The following is a 19,839-nucleotide window of genomic DNA, read 5'->3' on the forward strand; positions in this document are numbered from 1 at the left end:
TTGTCAGTATCAGGCAGTAATTGGCGGTTATTGACACTTCGCGTCTTTCAGGGTCAGTTTTGGGCATTTCGAACACTTAACTTTTTGTCCATGAGCAGCAACCAACGGATCAAGAAAGTCTGCGAGCATTGCAACGAGATCTTCATCGCACAGAAAGCGACGACGAAGTATTGTTCGTTGATCTGCGCGCAACGGAATTACAAGTTGCGGGAGAAGCGGGAGCGGTTGAAGAAGGCGGAGGCCCCGGCAGTTGTAGACAGTTTGCCGCCGGTTGAAAAAGTCGGCGCGGTGAAGGCCGAAGCTCCGGCGGGTATGGGCGATCTGATCACCATCCAGCAACTGGCCCAGGTCACGAACCTCAGTGAGCGGACGCTCTTCCGGCTGATCAAAGACCCGGAGTTCCCGAAGATCAGGATCGGGCGGAACCTCCTGTTTCACCGGGAAACGGTTATTCAATTCATCGTTCGTAAATACAGTACGGTATGAGAGGAAAACTGAGATCGACGGAACTGAAGAGCGGGCGGCTCAGCCTGTATATCGATTACTTTCCGGCCGTGTGGAACCCGCAGAAGAAAGCGTATACGCGACGCGAGAAGCTGGGCCTGTACCTGTACAAGAACCCGGTGACTTCCTTGCAGAAAAAGGAGAACAGTCTTTGCATGGAGATCGCGGAAAAGATCTATCTCAAACGGATGAACGCGCTGATGCTGGAGGCTAACGGGCTTTTCAACCAGGACGCGCTGGAGGCGGACTTCTACACGTATGCCCTCAATTTCATCCGTGCGAAACAGCGCGAGAAGGTAGACACCATGCATTACGAAACGGCGATCAAATACCTGAAGAAATTTGTGGGCGATCACTTCCGTTTCCGGCACCTCGACGAAGAATTTCTCAAGAAGTTCAAAGCCTTTCTCCTTTTAACGACTTCGCTGAAATCGGAGAAGGTCAAGCTCAATCAGAACTCCGCTGCGTCGTACTATGATAAATTCGCGCTGATCGTGCAGACGGCGTTTCGTGATAAGTATTTGCAGGAAGATTACACGCTACGGGTGCCACGTATCAGCAACGTCGATTCGCCGCGCGAGATCATCGACGACGAGGAATTGCAACTCCTGCTGGATAACCCCTGCGAGGACGAGCTCGTTTATCGTTCGTCGCTGTTCGCGTTGATGACAGGTTTTCGGTTCAGTGCGCTGCGGATTCTCAAATGGGGCGACCTCCATTATTCCAATGGGCAAGAAGCCTGGTACTTCCATATCATCGATCCCAAGCCGGAGCGGTCGTTCAAACATTACGTCAGCCAGCAGGCCGTCGATCTGTTGGGGCCGCGCGGGGAGAAGGAGGCGCTCGTCTTTCCCGACCTGAACTATAGCCGCACCCGCACGAAGCTGAAGGAGTGGTTCTCGAGCGTGGGGATGAAGGACAAGGCCAAGTTTCACAACTGGCGGCATAAGTACGCCACCAGCCTGATCGAGAAGGGCGAGGATATTTACGTCGTAAGCAAGATGCTCAACCATAAGCACGTCAAGACCACGCAGATCTACGCGCAGGTGCCCGACTCCAACCGGGTGAAGGCGGCGATGAAGCTCAACTATAACCTTAAACCGAAACCGAATGATGACGGAGGAATTGGAACAGCGGATTGAAAACATGGAGGCGGACATCCAGCAGATGAAGTCCATGCTGGCCGAACTGGTGGAAGTGGCGCGCGGTACGGGACAGCCTCCGCAGGAGGAACATATCATGTCGGCCCGAGAGGTTGCGGATTTCCTCCGGATCGATGTGAGCCTCGTGTATAGCAAATGTTCCCGCGGAGAGCTGCCGTACTCCAAGCTGGGGAAGCATTACAAGTTCCGTAAGTCCGACATCTTGCAATGCATGAAGCAGTACGACAAGGGGAGCGGCATTTCCGTTGATGATTACGTGACCCGCTACCTCCAGGACAACCAGCTCCGCGGTTAACCCGATGGCCGTTTGCCCCTGACGGCCGATTTTCGTATATTCATACATCATATCCCCCGAAAAACCTTACACCATGACCCACCTCGATGATGTAAAGGATGTGCCGTTCTATGTGCGTATGAAGGAAACCAATGCGTTTATCAGGGACGTGCCTTACGATGACCAGAAGAAGCAGGCTTTCACGATCGGCCGTGATTTCGATAAGTTGGCGAAGTTCGCTTTGCACAATCACTATTGTCTTTCCTTTCTCAAATGCCCTTATAAATTCCACCTCGAAACCTTCCTGTTGCATTTTCATTGGTTCAACCGGTATTTGTATTTCAATCTCCAGGATTCGATTTGGATCATCCAGATATTCCCGGCGTTGGAAAAGTTGCAGACCTATCAGCTCCATTTCCTCGAGCAGGAGTTAAAGGAGTTTCCCCACGCCTATCAATACGACCTGAAATCCGCCGACTATTATCAGCAATGGGCATTGCTGAAGAAAACCAACTTCCTGAAATGCGACGATTTCCGAAAGATCATGGAGATCGACGGGGCGCAACGGGCGAGAATGCTTGCCCATGTCCAAACCCTTTTGTCCGACCGTGGAACCATGCCGGAACCCATTATTCCAGAACCCAAGCCCGCGAAGCGGCAACGGGAAGCCAGCCAATATACCTACTTGAAGTTGTCCGACGACCTGACCGCCAGCCAGCAAAACGAAGTGATCCGGGGGCTTTATGAATTATTTACACCGCATTTCCGGGAAGCAAAGGAGTTTGAGGATTTCCGGAAAGCCTTCCGGGAAGATGGGTCGCCGGTGATAGAACTGCTACGGAACGAGCTGGCGGATCAGCAATATTATTGGGTCATTTTCCGGGAACTCAAGCAGAAAGGGTTGGCGGTTTCATGGGAAGTTATCGACCGGATGGTGCATATTTATGATAGTGCAGGAAAGAAACTTGCTGGTTTTTCCCGGATCAATACCTCCATCGAGCGGCAGAAAGAGCGGAAAGCCCGCAGAGCGGTGGAGCCTGTTATCAATCTGATAGACAGTTATTTAGCGAAAAGGAAGGGCAAGTGAATCACGTCCAGTTTCAAATCATTTGCTGGTTTTTCTGTTCGTTGCTGCTATTTGCCTTATTCCAGCGCGCCCCGGGTGCAATTTGCCCATGAAACAAAAAAATGGATTATGAGTCAATTGCATTTTGTGGGATTGAGCCTGGACGAGGCCCGGCTTTTCATCGAGTCCATCGTGATCGCATGTTTGAAGAACTGTTTCCCCGCCCCGAAAGTCTCGGAAACGCCGTTGTCCATTCGCGATGCGTGCAAGTTCCTGGGCGTGTCCAAACCGACGCTTAGGAAGTATGTGGAAGCTGCGGTCGTCCGCCGGCATGACCTCGGGCCACGGAAGAAAGTCTTCTACCGGTCGGAACTGGAGGAAGATATCAAGCGGCTGCGTTCCCACGGCAGCGAATCCCCTTTACTTGAATCAGAAAAACAACGGTTATGAGTGTGAACATTGAAGACGTGAAGAAGATCGACCTGGTGGAGTTCCTCGCTTCGCTTGGATTTACGCCAGAGCGGAAGAACGAGCGGGAAGCCTGGTATCTGTCGCCGTTGCGGTCGGAGAAGACGGCCTCCTTAAAAGTGGACCGGCAGAAGAATTTGTGGTATGATTTCGGGGAAGCCGTTGGCGGGACGATCATCGATTTCGGGATGGCATATTATAAATGCGATATCCCCACCTTTCTTTCCAAATTCGACCACGAACTTTCTTTTCATGGGCAGCTCGGCCAGCACCATGCCACCCCGGCGCAGGCTTCCCATGAAGAACCAAAGATCCACATCCGGGCCGAGAGGCCGATCACGGCCCCGGCGTTGATCGATTACCTCGACCGTCGCCGGATTCCGCTGGAACTGGCGAACAGGTATTGCCGGGAAGTTGTCTACCGGTTGGGTAAAAAGGACTATTACGCTATCGGGTTCAAGAATGACAAAGGCGGCTTCGAGTTGCGGAACGCCCTGATCAAGTTGAGCAATTCCCCGAAGGGGATCACGCTCTTCCAGGAGGGTTCGCGGGAACTGAGGGTATTTGAAGGTTGTTTCGACTTCCTTTCTTTCAAGGTATTGGAGGAACAATTCGGGCTTTCGCCTTCCAGTTGTCTTATCCTGAACTCCGTTGCATTTCTCCGGGAGAGCCTGCCGGTCATCCGGCAATACCCATCCGTGACGCTGTACCTCGATCACGATCCCGCAGGTCGACGGGCAACGGAACAGGTGATCCAGGATCATTCGGCCGCGCGGGATGGGAGTGACTTTTACAAAGGTGCGAAGGATCTGAACGAATGGTTCGTCTCGGTCTATCCCAAACTTTCGGATGCGCAACAACTGGCCCGGGAACTCCAGCGGAAGTTTCCCGGTGACGACAACTCCAACCAGCTCCGGAATCCCGGCCGGAGAATCCGCTGATCTATTCTCTTATCTTAAAAATCTATTGAAATGGCAGAACTGCGTAAGAAGCTGCTGTCGCTCGCAAGCGGCAGGCAGGTGCGATTGTATGGCAGTAGTATCGCGATTTCCAAAGGACTGGAGATCGGGGAAGGCTGCGCCCCGAATATTTTTTCCTTCTCCGGGACTGAAGGGCCCAACGATCCCGACGGGAAAGTGATAAACGTTCACAACCTTTCCGCCAACGATCTGGAGGAGATCGCGGATTATAACATCCAGTTGTGGATGAACCTGAAGGCCAATCTGCGCCGCCATGGCGTCGCGAATCCAAAGGTTTTCAACCACGATGCCATCCGGTAGGGACGGTGGGCTGTTTTGGCCTCATCGGGGCGGATATTGGAATTGCAAGCGGTGTTTTCGGATGCCGAAAACCGCTTGCCCCTTGCTCCCGTTGGTCGCAAGGGGGGATTTTTGAATCGAAAAATTGTGCAGAATGGGCGATAGTGAAAAAGGCGGACGGCCGCGATTACCGGTGAAAAAAGAAAAAAGGGTCAGCATCCGGCTCACCGATGCGGAGTTTTACATTTTGATGCGAAGATCCCGGGAAGCAGGTATGAACCTCGCGCAGTTTATCCGGGACGCTGCGATAAAAGCAAAGATAATCGCACGGCCGCAGCTAAAAGACCACACCTTTTTCCGGGAAGTGATCGGCATTTCGACGAACCTGAACCAGGTTGCCAAAGCCGTCAATCGGCAGGGAATCCTTCCGCTGTACACCAAGCTGTCGGAAATTATCACCTTCTTCGACGGGCAAATAAAACGGCTGCGGGATGATCAGTAAGGTAATCAGCAGCGCCAGTTTCCGGCGGATCTGCCAGTACGTGTTGGGGAAAGACGGGGCGTATGTCCTGGCCGCTGATGGAATCCGCGACCATTGCCCGCGATTGATGGCGGACGATTTCGAGGCACAGGCCGAGCTTCGCCGGACGATTTCCCGGCCCTGCTTTCATGCCGTCCTTAGTTTTCCCCCGGGCGAAAAGGTGACGGATGAATTGATGGAAGAGCTGGCCGGGAAGTACCTGGAAAAGATCGGGATGGTCGATACCCAATTCGCTGTCATCTGCCACACCGACACCGAACATCCGCATGTCCACATCATCGCCAACCGTGTGAACTTCCAGGGCAAGGCGATTTCCGACAGCATGATCGGCAGGCGGGCGAAAGCTGCCGCCCAGGAACTGACCCGGGATTTCGGGTTACGGCCAGCAGAAAAAAAAGATATCTCCCGTATACAGATCAAGGCCATGAGTGAGCCGGAGCAGATCCGGTACCGGATTTATTCCGCCATCACCAGCAGCCTGAAGGGGTGCCCCGACCTCGATGAATTGACGCGGCGGCTGAAGGTGAGAGGTGTTGAGACAGTGGTCAAGTTCCGCAGCGGGACGCGCGAGCCGCAGGGGATCAGTTTTAAGGTCAGGGATTTCTGTTTTAAGGGGAGTGCTGTTGACCGGAGGTTTTCCCTCGCCAACCTCCAAAGGGCTATGGCATCGAAGCAGCGTATTTCTCAGGATTCCGGAAATAGCCCCCGGCTGATTCCCCTTCAGCAATCTTCCTCCGGGTTTTCTTTTGTTAAGGAAGTGCCTATGAAGGAGGTGGCGTCGGTCATGACAGGCATACTGGAGGAGTTGTTCAAACCGGAATATGTCAATAATCAAATCCCGTATGAACTGTTGCAGGAGGCCAGGAAGAAAAAGAGACGTAGTGGTTTAAGTCGTTAAAACAATAAGTCATGGATGAGGTATTTGTAAATATTATGTCGAAGGATCTGCATGAGATCCGCGAGGATATGGGACGACAGTCGGGAGTGCTTGCGGATATCAAAGCAGCTTTGATAAAGGTGGATGCCCTGGACCGTACCGCCAATTCGTTGTTGAAAAGCCTGGAAACTTCGTCCCGTGATGTGGGGCAGTTATCGCAGGACATTAGAGGAGTGCGGGGACTTGTGGCGCAGCTCCGGCATGATTTGGCGAAGCCGTTGCAGCAAGAGCATCACCACCATTTTCCCAAAATCTTGTGGGCGACTGTTGCTTTGTTGATCGGATTTTCATTAGCGGTGGGCGGTTGGTTTCAATCTTCTCGAGCGGGGAAGGAGTATAGGGATGCAGATACGAAAATCCGGATGTTACAATTGATGACAGGGGAGTTTGACGGTAAAGCATTGAGGAAAGTCGACAGCCTGGTGCGACTGGATCCTGCCGGGTTGCGGGATAGCATCGTGCAGGTGGAGCAGGCCCGTGAAGCATATTGGCGGACGCTGGAAGAAGCCCATCGATTAAAGCGCAAGGGTTTTGGCCGGTGATCAAACGCATGGGGAAACCATCGTTACCGTGAGTTCTTTAAAATCGGGATTTCGGGGATTGATCAGGAAAATGGTTTGGTCACGCCAATAATTGGACATAAAGGATGCAACGAGGCTAATCCCTCCCTCAAGAAATTGGTGGGCAGACTCCCCTAATTCCAAATCAGAGATAGAGGCGGTAGCGGGTCGCAATCGGCATCGCTTTTCAATAATCCGGCAGTCGTCGGGGAGATTGTATTCTACCACCCGCATTGAGGCTGGCAGAACGTGACATTCCCGGTAGATATGGCTTTCGAGAATGGCTGCGGCCACAGAATCGAAAGCCGAGAAATAGGGTCCGGCCTTGGATAGCATGAATCCAGCTTCCGGCTGGTCCCGGAGACGGTAGGCGATATTGTGGTGAGCCAGGCGGTAGAGTTTCATGTTGCAGCGGTTTAGTATTGACCAAGGCGCATCCGGTGCATGAGGTCACGGACTTTGAGCAATCCCGGATGCGTCTTTATCAGGTCGAAGGGGCGGCGGTTGTTGAGGGACTCGCTGGGGCTGGAGAGCCAGCCCTTCAATTGCTTGGGGTCGTTAAAGACATCCAGCCCGTAGCAGTAAAGCTCCAGTAGCGAAGCGATTTTATCGCTGATCAACCGGCTAAAGGGTTCGTTGTCCTTTCGCAAATGAAGGACGCGGTCTGTAACGCCTAACAGATCCGCAAGCGTATCATAGTCAATGCTTAGTGCCTCTTTTATACAGACAAGGTGCTTTTTTGTCAATCGCGTCCTGACTACTTTCTCCCTTTCGATGAAGGAAAGGTTACGGTAAAAGGGTATAAAATCTGCCGGGTATTCCGGGATGTAGTTTTCATTGAGTTTTGGTCTCCCGCGGCCACGGCGGGCAGACTGATCGGGTTTGTGTTCCATGAGCGTTTATTTTGCGATTTTCCGGCGGAGTTCGTCGGCCAGTTCCCAGCCGATGCCTTTAATGGTTTCTACTTCTATCTGGCTAAAGCTGGCGGCGTTCTTCTGTTTCTTGTGGAAAGTCGCCTTCCGCCAAGCCAGTTCTTTGCAGACCCGTTTCCGGAACTTGTCCTCCAGGTCTTTGAAATGCTGCGATACCGCTTTCAGTTCGTTTGTCTTTCTGTTCATAGCGATTTGGATTAATGAACGATGGATCTAATTTCAGATGGAATTGGCCTTAAAAATGACAGTTATCGGGATCTCCCAATTATTTTTCATCTCCTGGAATAGAAGCTCGCTGCCGTTGAACTGGAGACGGGAGATCGGAAGGGCGGGCGAGAACAGATCCCGACTGCCGGTGATGTAGATGGTGATGTGGGAGATTCCCAGTGGGAGGAGCAGCCTGGCTAACTCCTCTACCTTTTCCTTGATGTAGGTGGATTTCTGCATAAGGCCGGTTTTTTTATGGGTGGGGTACCGGCATAAAAAAAGCGCGGTACTCAACCTGCCGCCCAGACCCGCGAGGATTGGAACACGGACAAGAAGAGCCCGCGCACGAACGCGGGCAAGCCTTCCTCTCGTGTTCCTTCTTTCGCGGGTCTGGAACGAGAATACGGGCTATGCGCTTAATATCTTAAAGCTGCAAAGCTAATATTTTCCCCAGGCATTTTTTGAGGATGCCATTTAGGGTAATTGTAACTCGAATATACGAATTATTTCCATTCCCTAGTCTATAGACGTGTAAATTTATTCTTTGGGTGCCGTTGATTCGCCCCAAATCCTTTTACACATGGAATTGGCACCAATTGAACAATATGTAATCGATGCGGTTAGGGAGCGGAGAAAGAAACTGGGGATATCGCAAGAGCAACTTGCGCATTTGCTAGGTTATAGCGAAGGCTTTATTGCCAATATTGAAACAACCAAAAGAAGTTCAAAATATAACCTAAGGCACATAAACGAGATTGCAAAAGTTCTAAAGTGTTCACCAAGGGACTTTTTGCCTAAGGATGCATTCTAGTTTGACATTGCGGTATTATTTTTTTGACTTTAGATAAATTCCTTATATTCATAGGAAATATTTACCCCTATCTTTATTAGTTAACCACCTAAGTTACCTCAATAGTACTTCATTTATTAAATAGATAAGATTGAATCCAATTTTGCTTGATAGATAAAGCAACATTAAAATATTAAACAAATTCTACGACAAATGAGAATCCTGCTCGACACTAATATTATTATACATAGGGAGGCGTCAAGAGTAATAAACCAAGATATCGGAATACTGTTTTATTGGATTGACAGGCTGAAGTATTCAAAAATTATTCATCCGGTAACTGTTGAAGAACTAAGAAAACATCAGAATTCAAGTGTTGTTGAAACTATGTCAATTAAACTTGATAATTATACATTGATTAAGAATGTTGCTCCTCAAAATGAGTTGGTTGCACAGATAAGCAGCAAAATTGACGTTAATGCCAATGACAGGAACGATACGATGATTTTAAATGAACTATACAGTGATAGAGTTGATTTGTTGATTTCAGAAGATAAAAAAATTCACACAAAGGCTGGTTTGTTGGGAGTGTCTGAAAGAGTGTTTAATATCGATGGATTTCTTGAAAAGGTAAACGCAGAAAATCCAAGTTTAGTAGATTATAAGGTGTTAGCGGTTAAGAAAGTCGACTTTGCGCACGTTCAGTTAAGTGATCCTTTTTTCGATAGCTTTAGAGAAGATTATGTAGGATTTGACAGATGGTTTAATAAAAAGGCTGATGAGGTGGCTTATGTATGTTATACGGAAAATTCACTTGCAGCTTTTTTATATATTAAGGTAGAAGGAACTGATGAAAACTATTCAGATATATCACCGGGATTTACAAGGAAAAAGCGACTGAAAATTGGTACATTCAAGGTAACTGGAAACGGATTTAAAATTGGAGAAAGATTTCTTAAGATCATTTTTGATAATGCGCTTTTATATAAAGTCGACGAGATATATGTTACTATTTTTGATAAGCGGCCCGAACAAGTTAGACTAATAAATTTACTTGAAGACTGGGGGTTTGTATTACATGGGAAAAAAGTAACCAGCAATGGTGAAGAGAAAGTATTAGTTAAAAACTTCGAAAAGACACAGCCGATCGATTGTAAATATCCCAAAAAGACCTTTCCCTTTATCTCTGAGAAAAGCAGAATATTCTTAGTTCCAATTTACCCGCAGTATCACACGGAACTTTTTCCCGATTCTATTCTAAGGACGGAATCCCCATTAAATTTCACGGAGAACGAACCTCATCGGAACGCACTTAGCAAAGTGTATGTTTCCAGGTCAATTGAAAGAGATTTACAAGCGGGTGACATTATAGTTTTTTACAGAACCGGAGGTATTTATAAAAGTGTAGTAAGCACCTATGGAATAGTAGAATCATTAATAGACAAAATACCTGATGAACGAACTTTTATTGAGTTGTGTAGAAAACGAAGCGTTTATACAGAGGAAGAATTGTCCGGCCAATGGAATTACAGCAAATACAATAGACCTTTTATTGTGAATTTCATATATGCCTATTCATTTCGAAAACGTCCGACTCTAGCCTGGTTAATAGAGAATGGAATTATTAGTGATGTGGGGAATGCTCCTAGAGGATTTAGGGAAATATCAAGAGATGATTTTTTGAAAATTGCAAATTATTCTATAGGTAAATGAAAAGCATAGCAATCTGGAGCACACCACTCCCTAATACCACTAAGTCAGTTGAGAACCTAGAATTGCATTTCAACCTATGGAAAATTCCAAATGGGGAATCGGGTCCAAGCAAATTTATTGATATTGGGATCAAAGTCGAGTCTGAAAGAAATATCGATTCGTTGAATCTTTATTTTCCAAAGAGGATTGAAAAAGACGATTTTGAGGATATAGTTTCTAAGTTTATTGACAAGCCAGATTTGGTTAGCGCAATATTTAACGAAGACTATGATGTTGTATCGAATGCGAGCACAAAGTTTTATGAGATACGAAAGGCTAAGGAAACCGTTTTTTACATTTATAGGACTAGCGACACTGATTTGCAATTTACAAATTGCTATGGAGGAACAATTGTGTCATTTAAAATCCCACCAAGAAGAGAAAAGATCTATTTCCGGTTTAGAATTAAAGGCGAGTTTGTTAACTCGTTATCTTCTGTCAGCCGTCCAACAAATGCCATATTTCAAAGTGCCTTTTCTATAATTGAAATGATCGACTTCAGAGTGAACGAGATTAGAGATCTGAATCTCGATCTCCTTGAAAAGATAAGAAGTGACGGTGAAGTTAGAATTTCAAAACTTCATTTTTTCTTCATATGTTCAAATAAGGAGGAAGTCGTAGGTAACCACTTGCCTTATGGAAATTGTAGGAATTTGGAAAATTACAGATGGGATAATTATGTAGATTTGAGGGAAAATAGGGGAAATGTATATTTAGCCTATCATTGGAAAGAAACTAATAAGGAGAATGTAGCAGTTTTGATAAAAACCAGGTACGAAAAGAATAATTGGTCTACAATTTTTAAGTATCTTTTAATTGGAGCTGCAATTGCTCTTTTAATTGAACTGGTTAGTAATTATGTTTATGATATAATCAAAGAAAACTTGAGATGAAAGTTGTATTATCGATAAAACCAGAGTTTGCAGAAAAAATATTCAACGGAACGAAAAAATACGAGTTCCGAAAGAGCATTTTTAAAAATCAAGAAATAAAAACAGTAATTGTCTATGCATCATCCCCGGTTCAACGTGTAATAGGTGAGTTTGAAATTGATGAGATTATAAACTGTGGTCTAGATGATTTGTGGAATACTACCCATCAGTTTTCAGGAATTAGTAAGCAATTTTTTGATAAGTATTTTGCGCAAAAAGAGCAAGGCTACGCAATTAAGATAAAAAAAGTAAAGAGATATAAACATCCAAAGTGCCTTAAGTCAGAATTTAATCTTCTGCCGCCCCAATCATTTGCGTATTGTTAAAATTTTTCTTGAATGATATGCTTGTTTTGCAACTCCAAAAAAGACTTCAATACGGTAGAGCATATTATACCCGAATCATTAGGTAACAAGGAGCTAGTACTGAAGGGTGAAGTTTGTGATAAATGTCAAAAACACCTAAGCAAAATAGAGAGATATGTATTGTCGAATACTCCTATGGGTTTTTGGCGTACAATACTTGGGATAAAAACTAAGAAGGGGAAGTTTGCATCAGTTGATTTTAATAAGAGCACGGAAGATAGAGGTATATTGCCTGATGCACATAAGCACCACGATAATATCAGTTTTATTGCAAGGGATTATGATTTAACTGAGCTAATTGTTCATAATTCCAGTCAGGATCAGTTTGAAGGCGGAATGCCAACCCAAGTTAAATATGTAATAACACCCAAGGTAGTATTTGAGATTGGAAGGTTCTTAGGTAAAATCGGACTGGAATTACTATGCCTAGAGAATAGCCAAAATGCACGGAAATCGGAATTTGATCAAATTCGCAGATATATAAGAAGCGGCCTTGCACGGGATATTTGGCCAATTTTTTACCAAGCAAATGGGGACATTTCGGATCTTGTAAAGTATAAATATCAAGCTGGATGTGTGACTGAGGAAGTCTTTTGCTATGACTATTCTATTTTTGAATCAGATGGATATGTAGTATTTAATTTTACAGTGGGTATTGATAATTGGGCTATTTGTTTAAATGAAATGTTCCCTGATCCTCGTATTATTCAGAAGTTAGAAGAGCGCGGTGTCAAAGTCCTTTGGTATTCTAGAACAAGTTGGGAGAAATCTAAAAGCAAGGCATAGCCTACTTGTCGGGTATACATCAGTGGATTAAATATAATCCCTTGGTTTTGAACTAATCCTTCATGAAATTAATAGGAAATTTTAATCATGAGCCAACATGATAGCATATTAAAGTTACTTACTGAGTTTGATGATAACCAGCTAAGACCAATAAAAGATGATTTGGAAATTGCCAGAATGATCAGAGGCGCATTGCCGGAAGATGAAGATTTTGAGCCATTAGTTTTGGCGGAGTTATATGCATTTTCGTTATTGGAGGATAATGAATATGGCAAGGCTAATTGGCAGACGTATTTCGGTCCAGCATTGAGAAATTCAGGCGGCGGTGAGGTATTCGAGGCAATTCCTTTAACTAAAATTAGCAAAGAGCTTTTGGATTATTGGGAAAGCAGAATAAATCAATGTTCTAATCCCATTCTTAAGAGTAGGTATGCGGGTTTGGTATGGGAGTTTTCCAAAAAAATAAGAAATACGAAACCGGATTTTGATAAGGTTGGATTAGTTTATGTCAATAGTTTACTTCAAGCTGGCCAAGCAGGTCGTTACGTATTTTCACAAACCGTTTTCAAGAAGCTATCACGAGCGCTTACTTTAGCGTTAAGTTTTAGGAATAAGGCGTTAACAGGCGAAGCAATCGAGAAAATTAGGAAATATGCAAAGGAACATGAGGATAGTAAGAAGCCTGGTATCTGGCGGCACAATTATGACTTAATTGTTAAAGACAAACTTAAGGAAATTGATGAGTCAATTATCGCGGAAATTGTAGATGATTTGGAAGGGAAATTTTCCTTAGGTCTTACCCCGAAACCTAATGGTCGGCCAGAGTTAAATAGTGCTCATGTCGCCTTGGATAGGCTTTTGGATTATTACAAGAAAATAAATGATAAAGAGAGTATTAAACGACTACTAGGATTGTTAGCTACAGCGTACGAAGCTGAAGTATTATCAATTCAACCAGTTCAAGCTATTCATCTTTTAGGAAGATTAAATGAATATTATAAAACACACAATTTATTCACAGAAGCCATAGAAGTATACAAACGAATACAAGCGCTAAGTCCTGCTGTACTTGAGGCTATGGTTCCGATAGCTACGGAGTTTAAAGTATCCAAAGATACTATTGACGATTTTGTCGCAAAATGCATGTTAGGCGATGCTCCTGAAGTTCTGTCGCGCCTAGCTACTGCATTTATTCCTTCAAAGGATTCAAAACTTTCGGTGTTTGGTGGGGAGGGCATTTCGGCACTATTAACTAAAAGCCTGCATGATGGCTCAGGCAGGACAGTTGCCAAAGTGGGGCCTAAGAATGTAGATATTAATGGCAATGAAGTCATGGGTATATCTACAAATATGTCATATGGGTCCGTGTTACTTCATTTTTGTATAACGGCAGGGAAAACACAATCCTTACTTACGGTAGGAAATATTATGGAATATTTAAAATGTTCCTGTTTAATAGCCCCTGACCGATATGGGTTGATTGAAGCTGGCATTTCGGCTTATCTAAAAGGTGACTTTGTGGTCTCCTTACATATATTAATACCACAATTTGAAGCTGCCTGTTTGAAATTGGTTGAATTGAATGGTGGAAGCATCTGGCGAGAAGGTAAGAATGGCGGAGACAATGTTAGAGTTTTAGATGATATTTTGCGGGATGAACTAATTGTTGATTCTTTTGGAGAAGACGAATCTTTTTATTTAAGGGTCTTATTTACGGATCAGCGGGGATGGAACCTTCGGAATAAGGTCTGCCATGGCATGATGAAAACGAATGGTTTTGATTACCGCAAAGCAGATCGTGTTTTTGTTGCGTTTTTGCTTCTAGGACTTATCAAATTCCAGGAATTTGAGCCTTCGCTGAGTGAAAATTAGACCGTATGGAAATTACGTTTATTGAATTTAATAAAATTGAAACTAATTGATAAATAGCGGGTTGCACGTTCCTTAATTGCTTGTTAATGTATATCGGAAGAGGTATCGACGGAAATAGGTAACTTAGAGAAGTGAGTAAAGCAACAAACATATCGTTAATTTTTCCAAAGCATCTCTTTTGGGATGTAAAGATAGAGCAGTTAGAACCAGAAAGAGATCAGGATCTAATTATCCCGCGCGCTTTGTACATGACGAACGAAAAGTCCTTCGAAGACGATATTTCCAGGTTGGAGATGTTTTATTCAAGCGACGAAATCGTCCGGAACCTCAAATCCACCAAAGAGAGAATCAGCAACCGCGTTTGTGAGATGGTGGCCCACCGTTACCATATTCCCCCCTTTCACCGATATTCCCATCGATAAGAATGTCCCACAATCAAATTGAAAAGGCTGTATCATTAGAACTTCTCGAGGCTATACGGGAAATCCAGGCGTTACCCTCTTTTGCTGATTTTGCGTTAGCAGGAGGTACTAACTTGGCGATCCGTTATAATCACAGGAGGTCAATTGATATCGATTTATTCTCGACCAGGATGGTAGGGCTTGCCGGTTTGGAGAGCATGAAGCAGGACTTGGAGCGGCGTTTCGGAAAAGGACTTTTATTTTGTGAGATTTTAGACCCCGAAAACGGCGAGCAATTTTGCTTTCTGCGGGCTCTTATTTCAAAAGGTGAAACGAAGATTAAGGTCGAAGCTATACAGAATATCCAGATCGTGGATCCGGTCGAGGAAAGGGATGGCGTCCGGATGCTGTCCGTGAAGGATATCGCACTATTGAAATTGATGAGCGCCAGTAACCGTAAAGCTAAAAAGGATATCTATGACCTGGACCTCCTCACGTCCGAGATGAGTCTGGAGGAATTGTTAGGATCATTGCGGGAAAAGTTGGAAAAGTATAGCGGAAGCGAGTATGAAGGACTGTTCGATCTTGATGACAGGAAGAGCCCTGTCGACGACCTTAACCTTCTATTGGAGTTCGATGATAATAACTATTCAGCACGACCCAATCGCCCGAACCACTCCAATGACAGTATTGACATATTGCCGCACAGCAAAGGCTGGATTTCCGCACGATCTTCATGGAAATCCAAAGTCAAGGAAGTGATGCGTAAGAGAGGTATAAATCCTCCACCTGCAAAACCCATAAATTAAACTAGTGGTTCCGGTCTTTCTTAAGCCCGGACAACATATCTGCATATCCATTCGCCCGTCAAGCAGAGCGCCGATTTCTCTGACGATTTCTTACTTAAAGATTTCTAAGTCAAACCTGACCTCCCAAAGCTCGAACTCCGTCACTTAGGTTAATTCACTATTTTTAGCCCTAATTTCCCTTGCCGGATAGGTGTTTTCGAGAGATGTTTTACGGTTTTGGGCGGTAAAAATCTTCCGAAAAGGTCAATTTCCGAAGATTGTATGAAGCGTCCGAAAAGCATGGGTTAAGCAACGGCTAAGCCTATACTTCCATTGTATATCAATCAATTATGCATTCTGTATTGGGAAATAAGGGAAATTTTTCAACATCAAAAAAATGGGCGATATTTCTAATCCTCTTTTCTTCTAAAGTCCGTGATGGTCTTTCCATCATAACGATACACGCCACCAGCAGAACCAAACCAAATACTCCCATCGTTAGCTTCCAAAAGTCCCAAAAAAGCTGGCGGTCCTGACATAATTTCGGTTACAGTTGGCTTTTTACCGTACAAGGACTTTGCATCATAACGGGAAAGTGACCAGACCTGCCCAATGCGAGGAGGTTCATCTGCACCGGTGGTCAAGATGTTTCCTGTTTTATCTTCGATTATAGCGTAAGCACCCTTCTGCGATACCTTGGTAAAGGTACTGCCGTCATAGCGCCAAAGGCCATCAACGTCACCGAACCAAATGTTTCCTTTTTTATCTTCGATTATCGACCAAACGTTTTTAAACGCTTTACCATCTTTGTTTCTTAATATGGTAAATGTTTTTCCGTCATAAAAACAAGCCTCGCCCCTTGTGCCAAACCATAATTTCCCGGTTTTGTCTTCCATGATAGTAGTAAGATCATTATTGGAAAGTCCTTCTTTAGTTGTAAAATTCCGAAAAGACTTCCTATCGTAACGGCTTACTCCACCCCCGGTGCCGAACCAGATATTACCGGCTTTATCTTCATAAATTTTCATAACCCGATTATTGGCAAGTCCCTCCCTGGTTGTAAAATGTTGAAAGGATTTCCTATTGTAATAATAAATGCCTGAATCAGTAGTAGCGAACCAAAGGTTTCCGTGTCGATCCTCCAGAACATCCCAGAATCTGTGCGAACCAATTTTACTAACAACGCATATACGTGTACGTATCTCATAATTTATCTGCTTAGCAACCGTCTTTGCGGGGGACACGTTGAAAAATTAATTTACCATCCCGTTCTACATATTCGCCCGTTATTATTGGGTATGAATACTTGGGCGCGTGCGATACGGTATGGCTTCTTAGGATTATTTTGTCGTTAACTTTCAGGCTATGCAATTGCTCAAGTTGAGACTTTTCCGGCTCAAATCTTACAATATAATCATCACCATTGATCCTGGCCATTACACCGAAACCTAATCTTGATCCCGGCGGAAGGGAAAGAGAGGTTACAACAGCCTCCATATTGGTATAATCATTAATGTTCTTCCTTATTTTGGCGGCACCGGCAAACACTTTTTTGCCGGCGGGAGAAGCTACCCATTTTTTGTACTTTATACCTTCAGGGGTAGCTTCCCATTTTTTCAGTTCGGCATTCCTTTCAGCAGCGGAGAGGGGTTTTGGGGTTGGCCTTTTAGAAGCTTCATTTTTAATTTCGCGATTGGCAAATACTAGTCCGCTTACCACCAGCGGTAAGATCAGCGCATAAATAATTTTTTTCATAATTTTTGTTGGTTTAAATGATATAAGATCCATAAAAGACATTCTTTGTTTGTTGCAACAAAAATACATTGATATACTTCAGCCTGAGGAACTTGATTGTAAATAGAAATGTAACCTTTGTAAATAAATCGTAAAACGGACTGTTTTGTAGCCAAAATCTACTTTCCGGGAGTGAAGGATATCAATAACCTGAGTAATGAGGAACGCCGGTTGCTTGTTAAAAACTAACCCCGGCAATTTTCGCATTCCTATTCGTCGGTTGATAACAAAGATTACAACCCCGCTTTCGCTTTGTCATATCTGCAATATCCTTACCTTTGTAGCTCATGACACGCTTATCTCCATATTATCTCCTTTCGATCATTGCCGCTTAACGCAGGCCGCAATGCATTTTTGCCTTTATACACTGCGCTTACCTGCGTCAGGAAGTCTTTAATGATACTATTGTAACCGCTTTGTCGTGCCTGCCCGCACGTATAGGCAAGAACTGTTTATATTATGACGACACTACAGTCGTACGGATGGAACGAGCATTTTATGCGTCATTTCCAAATAAACCCATTTCCCAACCTCGAAGCTGCAAGAGTGCTGTCGATTCAGGGATTCATACATCTGCTGATCACAGAAACGGGGCACATGGATGCTCAACTCGCAGGTACGCTCATCAACAGCCGGGAATCCGAAACCTGTCCCAAAGTAGGAGATTGGGTGCTGGTAAAACGTTATGAGGAAGAAGGGATGATCATTGATACTTTGCCGCGTTTGAACGAACTCAGCCGTAAAGCACCAGGCTCTCAAAGCGCCAGGCAGGTACTGGCCGCCAACATCGATGGGGTGTTTATTGTACAGGGACTTGATCGTGATTTCAACCTTATGCGCCTGCAACGCTACCTGCACCAAATTGTGCAATGCAATATTCAACCTGTCGTTCTGCTGAATAAGAAAGACCTGGTGCCCGATCCTGAGACCTACCGGCAACAAGTGCTGGACTTGGGATACAGCTGTCCCGTGGTGCTGACCAGTGCGCTGTACCCGATGCTGCAAAGCGAATGGACCAGCCAATACCTGCAGCCGCAGCAAACCTATATTTTGCTGGGCTCATCCGGGGCAGGTAAAAGTACATTGCTCAACAACCTGCTGGGGTATCAACTGCAGAAAGAAGGAACTACGAGTGCCGCCAATAACAAGGGAAAACATACTACCACAGCGAGGCATCTTGTTTTGTTGCCCAATGGAAGCATGATCATTGATGCGCCTGGTATGCGCGAGTTCGGCATTACTGTTGAGGCCGGAAAGGAAAGCGCAAATCACCCTTTGATAGAGGAATTGGCGCCACAATGCCGGTTTGGCGACTGCACCCACCAGCACGAGCCGGGGTGCGCCGTCATTGCAGCATTCAACAATGGCTCATTGCCGGAGCTCGTTTATCGCAGTTACCTGAAACTATTGCGTGAGCAATATCATTTCCAGGCAAGTGAATCTGATAAGCGACGGGATGAACGGCGGTTTACCAAAATGGCGAAGCAGATATTCAAACACCGTAAAAACAGGAAGTATTGATACCTCAGCGGTAATATCCCCCTGGGCCGGAAAACAAAAGAGGGTGTTTCCTCTTTGAGACACCCTCTTTGTTGTTTAGGTAAGGTTGCCTTCTGATGTATCTTAATCACAAGGCAGCATCGGCTTTTTCAAAAGCTGAGTTTAAGAAACGCCTATGGGTGTCCCTGCGCCACGCAGCAAACGCCATAATAGTTATTGTAAATATGCCCCTTCATGGACATTAAGATTGACGGGGTTGGGATAGATGTGGCCCTGTCTGATAAAAACAAGCAGCATTTCGAAGAAAAAAAACGGATCGGCAAGGCCGCGGCCGGGCTGGTGGAAGATGGAGATACCATTATTCCTGATTCAGGTTCCACTACCATCGAGATCGCCCGCAATCTTGGCAACGAGCATAACCTCATGGTGATCATCAATGTCCTGAATGTCGCCAGCCAGATGGCCGATCATCAGCAGGCTAACGTTAACATGCCCGGCGGTTTTCTCCGGAAAAATTTGCTGAGCCTCGTCCGGGGCGCAGCGGAAGAAAATTTTAAAAATTATTTCGGCGATAAACTGTTTCTCGCCGCCGAGGATACGCCGTATGGGCGTTCACGATGGTGCCTTGTGCAATTGTAGCGCTATGCCTCGTTCGCTGGAAAATCGAATGGAACCCTGGGGGCGGTGGTGGCCGGCAGCATCGTGGGGTTTTCCGGCGCGGGCGGTCAGCTGATGCTGTTCCAGGCCCTCCGCGACGGCCCCGCATATCTTGTTTTTCCCATCGTTTCGCTGTACCCCGTGGTAACGGTGGCATTGGCGGTGCTTTTCCTGAAAGAAATCACCAACCGCCGCCGTTGCGGGACTTTTCCTGGCGGTATTCGTCATTTACCTGCTGGCGGAGTAATGTGGAAATCTGAATGATACAAATACAAAACATGAAACGCTTCG

The 19,839-nt window shown here is 45.3% G+C and carries 26 protein-coding genes and 2 pseudogenes; 21 read left to right on the top strand and 7 right to left on the bottom strand.

Translation table 11 applies throughout. The features are described 5' to 3' along the window. The first annotated feature begins 90 nt into the window (after positions 1 to 90). From J7I43_RS20700 to J7I43_RS20745, 10 genes are all read left to right on the top strand, one after another. Positions 91 to 486, top strand: a complete 396-nt coding sequence (locus tag J7I43_RS20700) for a helix-turn-helix transcriptional regulator (protein ID WP_209147772.1) — start codon at positions 91 to 93, stop codon at positions 484 to 486. Next, complete coding sequence (locus J7I43_RS20705) at positions 483 to 1,646, top strand: tyrosine-type recombinase/integrase (RefSeq protein WP_209147773.1); 1,164 nt, start codon at positions 483 to 485, stop codon at positions 1,644 to 1,646. Before J7I43_RS20700 ends, J7I43_RS20705 begins: the two co-directional genes overlap by 4 nt. After that, entirely contained in the window at positions 1,618 to 1,962 is a 345-nt protein-coding gene (locus tag J7I43_RS20710; RefSeq protein ID WP_209147774.1) for a helix-turn-helix domain-containing protein, read from the top strand. The genes J7I43_RS20705 and J7I43_RS20710 overlap by 29 nt, the downstream gene beginning before the upstream one ends. A 73-nt stretch (positions 1,963 to 2,035) precedes the next feature. Further along, entirely contained in the window at positions 2,036 to 3,028 is a 993-nt protein-coding gene (locus J7I43_RS20715) for a hypothetical protein (protein WP_209147775.1), read from the top strand. Positions 3,029 to 3,136: 108 nt separating this feature from the next. Then, positions 3,137 to 3,457, top strand: coding sequence for a helix-turn-helix transcriptional regulator (locus J7I43_RS20720; protein WP_209147776.1), 321 nt, complete (start codon positions 3,137 to 3,139; stop codon positions 3,455 to 3,457). After that, the gene (locus J7I43_RS20725; protein ID WP_209147777.1) at positions 3,454 to 4,416 is read left to right on the top strand and encodes a toprim domain-containing protein; all 963 of its coding nucleotides are present in this window, start codon (positions 3,454 to 3,456) and stop codon (positions 4,414 to 4,416) included. Before J7I43_RS20720 ends, J7I43_RS20725 begins: the two co-directional genes overlap by 4 nt. A 30-nt stretch (positions 4,417 to 4,446) precedes the next feature. Further along, positions 4,447 to 4,755: a hypothetical protein gene (locus J7I43_RS20730; RefSeq protein ID WP_209147778.1), complete on the top strand. Its 309-nt coding sequence runs from the start codon at positions 4,447 to 4,449 to the stop codon at positions 4,753 to 4,755. A 133-nt stretch (positions 4,756 to 4,888) separates the two neighbouring features. Next, positions 4,889 to 5,236, top strand: a complete 348-nt coding sequence (locus J7I43_RS20735; RefSeq protein WP_209147779.1) for a plasmid mobilization protein — start codon at positions 4,889 to 4,891, stop codon at positions 5,234 to 5,236. After that, positions 5,226 to 6,173 (top strand): relaxase/mobilization nuclease domain-containing protein, encoded by a 948-nt coding sequence (locus J7I43_RS20740; protein WP_209147780.1) that lies wholly within the window; start codon positions 5,226 to 5,228, stop codon positions 6,171 to 6,173. Before J7I43_RS20735 ends, J7I43_RS20740 begins: the two co-directional genes overlap by 11 nt. Before the next feature lie 11 nt (positions 6,174 to 6,184). Beyond that, a complete protein-coding gene (locus J7I43_RS20745; protein ID WP_209147781.1) occupies positions 6,185 to 6,754 on the top strand; it encodes a hypothetical protein in 570 nt (189 codons plus the stop codon). On the opposite strand, the gene J7I43_RS20750 is transcribed toward J7I43_RS20745, so the two are convergent. Genes J7I43_RS20750 through J7I43_RS20765 form a run of 4 tightly spaced genes read right to left on the bottom strand, consistent with a single transcriptional unit; the run spans position 6,755 to position 8,151 of the window. Beyond that, on the bottom strand, positions 6,755 to 7,177 hold the full coding sequence (locus J7I43_RS20750; protein WP_209147782.1) for a hypothetical protein: 423 nt from the start codon (positions 7,175 to 7,177) through the stop codon (positions 6,755 to 6,757). 11 nt (positions 7,178 to 7,188) lie between these two features. Further along, positions 7,189 to 7,665: an antitoxin Xre/MbcA/ParS toxin-binding domain-containing protein gene (locus J7I43_RS20755; RefSeq protein ID WP_209147783.1), complete on the bottom strand. Its 477-nt coding sequence runs from the start codon at positions 7,663 to 7,665 to the stop codon at positions 7,189 to 7,191. Between the two features lie 6 nt (positions 7,666 to 7,671). Continuing rightward, positions 7,672 to 7,890 carry a hypothetical protein gene (locus J7I43_RS20760; RefSeq protein WP_209147784.1) on the bottom strand — a complete coding sequence of 73 codons (219 nt, stop codon included), beginning with the start codon at positions 7,888 to 7,890 and terminating at the stop codon, positions 7,672 to 7,674. 33 nt (positions 7,891 to 7,923) lie between these two features. Next, on the bottom strand, positions 7,924 to 8,151 hold the full coding sequence (locus tag J7I43_RS20765; protein WP_209147785.1) for a hypothetical protein: 228 nt from the start codon (positions 8,149 to 8,151) through the stop codon (positions 7,924 to 7,926). 340 nt (positions 8,152 to 8,491) lie between these two features. Here J7I43_RS20765 and J7I43_RS20770 point away from each other — a divergent pair, with 340 nt between their 5' ends. From J7I43_RS20770 to J7I43_RS20800, 8 genes are all read left to right on the top strand, one after another. Further along, a complete protein-coding gene (locus J7I43_RS20770; protein ID WP_236023445.1) occupies positions 8,492 to 8,722 on the top strand; it encodes a helix-turn-helix domain-containing protein in 231 nt (76 codons plus the stop codon). Positions 8,723 to 8,914: 192 nt separating this feature from the next. Next, complete coding sequence (locus tag J7I43_RS20775) at positions 8,915 to 10,414, top strand: PIN domain-containing protein (RefSeq protein ID WP_209147786.1); 1,500 nt, start codon at positions 8,915 to 8,917, stop codon at positions 10,412 to 10,414. Then, on the top strand, positions 10,411 to 11,346 hold the full coding sequence (locus J7I43_RS20780) for a hypothetical protein (protein ID WP_209147787.1): 936 nt from the start codon (positions 10,411 to 10,413) through the stop codon (positions 11,344 to 11,346). The genes J7I43_RS20775 and J7I43_RS20780 overlap by 4 nt, the downstream gene beginning before the upstream one ends. Continuing rightward, a complete protein-coding gene (locus J7I43_RS20785; protein WP_209147788.1) occupies positions 11,343 to 11,711 on the top strand; it encodes an ASCH domain-containing protein in 369 nt (122 codons plus the stop codon). The genes J7I43_RS20780 and J7I43_RS20785 overlap by 4 nt, the downstream gene beginning before the upstream one ends. A 12-nt stretch (positions 11,712 to 11,723) precedes the next feature. Beyond that, on the top strand, positions 11,724 to 12,536 hold the full coding sequence (locus J7I43_RS20790; RefSeq protein ID WP_209147789.1) for an HNH endonuclease: 813 nt from the start codon (positions 11,724 to 11,726) through the stop codon (positions 12,534 to 12,536). Between the two features lie 87 nt (positions 12,537 to 12,623). Then, positions 12,624 to 14,408: a DUF4209 domain-containing protein gene (locus J7I43_RS20795; protein ID WP_209147790.1), complete on the top strand. Its 1,785-nt coding sequence runs from the start codon at positions 12,624 to 12,626 to the stop codon at positions 14,406 to 14,408. Between the two features lie 131 nt (positions 14,409 to 14,539). Further along, on the top strand, positions 14,540 to 14,830 hold the full coding sequence (locus J7I43_RS25075) for a DUF6922 domain-containing protein (RefSeq protein ID WP_378108812.1): 291 nt from the start codon (positions 14,540 to 14,542) through the stop codon (positions 14,828 to 14,830). Positions 14,831 to 14,832: 2 nt separating this feature from the next. Continuing rightward, a complete protein-coding gene (locus J7I43_RS20800; protein ID WP_209147791.1) occupies positions 14,833 to 15,618 on the top strand; it encodes a nucleotidyl transferase AbiEii/AbiGii toxin family protein in 786 nt (261 codons plus the stop codon). Between the two features lie 389 nt (positions 15,619 to 16,007). Here the strand turns inward: J7I43_RS20800 and J7I43_RS20805 are convergent, their stop codons facing one another. From J7I43_RS20805 to J7I43_RS20810, 3 genes and pseudogenes are all read right to left on the bottom strand, one after another. Next, positions 16,008 to 16,625 (bottom strand): two-component regulator propeller domain-containing protein, encoded by a 618-nt coding sequence (locus J7I43_RS20805; protein ID WP_236023446.1) that lies wholly within the window; start codon positions 16,623 to 16,625, stop codon positions 16,008 to 16,010. A 105-nt stretch (positions 16,626 to 16,730) separates the two neighbouring features. Then, positions 16,731 to 16,841 (bottom strand): annotated as a pseudogene (locus J7I43_RS25095) (hypothetical protein); the annotation flags it as partial. After that, positions 16,816 to 17,352: a hypothetical protein gene (locus J7I43_RS20810; RefSeq protein ID WP_209147793.1), complete on the bottom strand. Its 537-nt coding sequence runs from the start codon at positions 17,350 to 17,352 to the stop codon at positions 16,816 to 16,818. The pseudogene J7I43_RS25095 and the gene J7I43_RS20810, both read right to left, overlap by 26 nt. 498 nt (positions 17,353 to 17,850) lie before the next feature. On the opposite strand from J7I43_RS20810, the gene rsgA reads away from it, so the two are divergent. From rsgA to J7I43_RS20825, 3 genes and pseudogenes are all read left to right on the top strand, one after another. Further along, positions 17,851 to 18,912: a ribosome small subunit-dependent GTPase A gene (gene rsgA / locus J7I43_RS20815; protein ID WP_209147794.1), complete on the top strand. Its 1,062-nt coding sequence runs from the start codon at positions 17,851 to 17,853 to the stop codon at positions 18,910 to 18,912. 213 nt (positions 18,913 to 19,125) lie between these two features. Next, entirely contained in the window at positions 19,126 to 19,530 is a 405-nt protein-coding gene (locus J7I43_RS20820) for a DeoR/GlpR family DNA-binding transcription regulator (RefSeq protein ID WP_209147795.1), read from the top strand. 30 nt (positions 19,531 to 19,560) lie between these two features. Then, positions 19,561 to 19,812, top strand: a pseudogene (locus tag J7I43_RS20825) (EamA family transporter); the annotation flags it as partial. Between the last annotated feature and the right edge of the window lie 27 nt (positions 19,813 to 19,839).

The sequence above is a fragment of the Chitinophaga chungangae genome (assembly GCF_017742215.1).
In the GTDB taxonomy this organism is placed as follows: Bacteria; Bacteroidota; Bacteroidia; order Chitinophagales; family Chitinophagaceae; genus Chitinophaga; species Chitinophaga chungangae.

Bases quoted from the DNA above. Each gene is read 5' to 3' on its own strand.
- J7I43_RS20700 (WP_209147772.1), top strand. From the start codon at position 91: ATGAGCAGCAACCAACGGATCAAGAAAGTCTGCGAGCATTGCAACGAG.
- J7I43_RS20705 (WP_209147773.1), top strand. From the start codon at position 483: ATGAGAGGAAAACTGAGATCGACGGAACTGAAGAGCGGGCGGCTCAGC.
- J7I43_RS20710 (WP_209147774.1), top strand. From the start codon at position 1,618: ATGACGGAGGAATTGGAACAGCGGATTGAAAACATGGAGGCGGACATC.
- J7I43_RS20715 (WP_209147775.1), top strand. From the start codon at position 2,036: ATGACCCACCTCGATGATGTAAAGGATGTGCCGTTCTATGTGCGTATG.
- J7I43_RS20720 (WP_209147776.1), top strand. From the start codon at position 3,137: ATGAGTCAATTGCATTTTGTGGGATTGAGCCTGGACGAGGCCCGGCTT.
- J7I43_RS20725 (WP_209147777.1), top strand. From the start codon at position 3,454: ATGAGTGTGAACATTGAAGACGTGAAGAAGATCGACCTGGTGGAGTTC.
- J7I43_RS20730 (WP_209147778.1), top strand. From the start codon at position 4,447: ATGGCAGAACTGCGTAAGAAGCTGCTGTCGCTCGCAAGCGGCAGGCAG.
- J7I43_RS20735 (WP_209147779.1), top strand. From the start codon at position 4,889: ATGGGCGATAGTGAAAAAGGCGGACGGCCGCGATTACCGGTGAAAAAA.
- J7I43_RS20740 (WP_209147780.1), top strand. From the start codon at position 5,226: ATGATCAGTAAGGTAATCAGCAGCGCCAGTTTCCGGCGGATCTGCCAG.
- J7I43_RS20745 (WP_209147781.1), top strand. From the start codon at position 6,185: ATGGATGAGGTATTTGTAAATATTATGTCGAAGGATCTGCATGAGATC.
- J7I43_RS20750 (WP_209147782.1), bottom strand. From the start codon at position 7,177: ATGAAACTCTACCGCCTGGCTCACCACAATATCGCCTACCGTCTCCGG.
- J7I43_RS20755 (WP_209147783.1), bottom strand. From the start codon at position 7,665: ATGGAACACAAACCCGATCAGTCTGCCCGCCGTGGCCGCGGGAGACCA.
- J7I43_RS20760 (WP_209147784.1), bottom strand. From the start codon at position 7,890: ATGAACAGAAAGACAAACGAACTGAAAGCGGTATCGCAGCATTTCAAA.
- J7I43_RS20765 (WP_209147785.1), bottom strand. From the start codon at position 8,151: ATGCAGAAATCCACCTACATCAAGGAAAAGGTAGAGGAGTTAGCCAGG.
- J7I43_RS20770 (WP_236023445.1), top strand. From the start codon at position 8,492: ATGGAATTGGCACCAATTGAACAATATGTAATCGATGCGGTTAGGGAG.
- J7I43_RS20775 (WP_209147786.1), top strand. From the start codon at position 8,915: ATGAGAATCCTGCTCGACACTAATATTATTATACATAGGGAGGCGTCA.
- J7I43_RS20780 (WP_209147787.1), top strand. From the start codon at position 10,411: ATGAAAAGCATAGCAATCTGGAGCACACCACTCCCTAATACCACTAAG.
- J7I43_RS20785 (WP_209147788.1), top strand. From the start codon at position 11,343: ATGAAAGTTGTATTATCGATAAAACCAGAGTTTGCAGAAAAAATATTC.
- J7I43_RS20790 (WP_209147789.1), top strand. From the start codon at position 11,724: ATGATATGCTTGTTTTGCAACTCCAAAAAAGACTTCAATACGGTAGAG.
- J7I43_RS20795 (WP_209147790.1), top strand. From the start codon at position 12,624: ATGAGCCAACATGATAGCATATTAAAGTTACTTACTGAGTTTGATGAT.
- J7I43_RS20800 (WP_209147791.1), top strand. From the start codon at position 14,833: ATGTCCCACAATCAAATTGAAAAGGCTGTATCATTAGAACTTCTCGAG.
- J7I43_RS20805 (WP_236023446.1), bottom strand. From the start codon at position 16,625: ATGAAAATTTATGAAGATAAAGCCGGTAATATCTGGTTCGGCACCGGG.
- J7I43_RS20810 (WP_209147793.1), bottom strand. From the start codon at position 17,352: ATGAAAAAAATTATTTATGCGCTGATCTTACCGCTGGTGGTAAGCGGA.
- rsgA (WP_209147794.1), top strand. From the start codon at position 17,851: ATGACGACACTACAGTCGTACGGATGGAACGAGCATTTTATGCGTCAT.
- J7I43_RS20820 (WP_209147795.1), top strand. From the start codon at position 19,126: ATGGACATTAAGATTGACGGGGTTGGGATAGATGTGGCCCTGTCTGAT.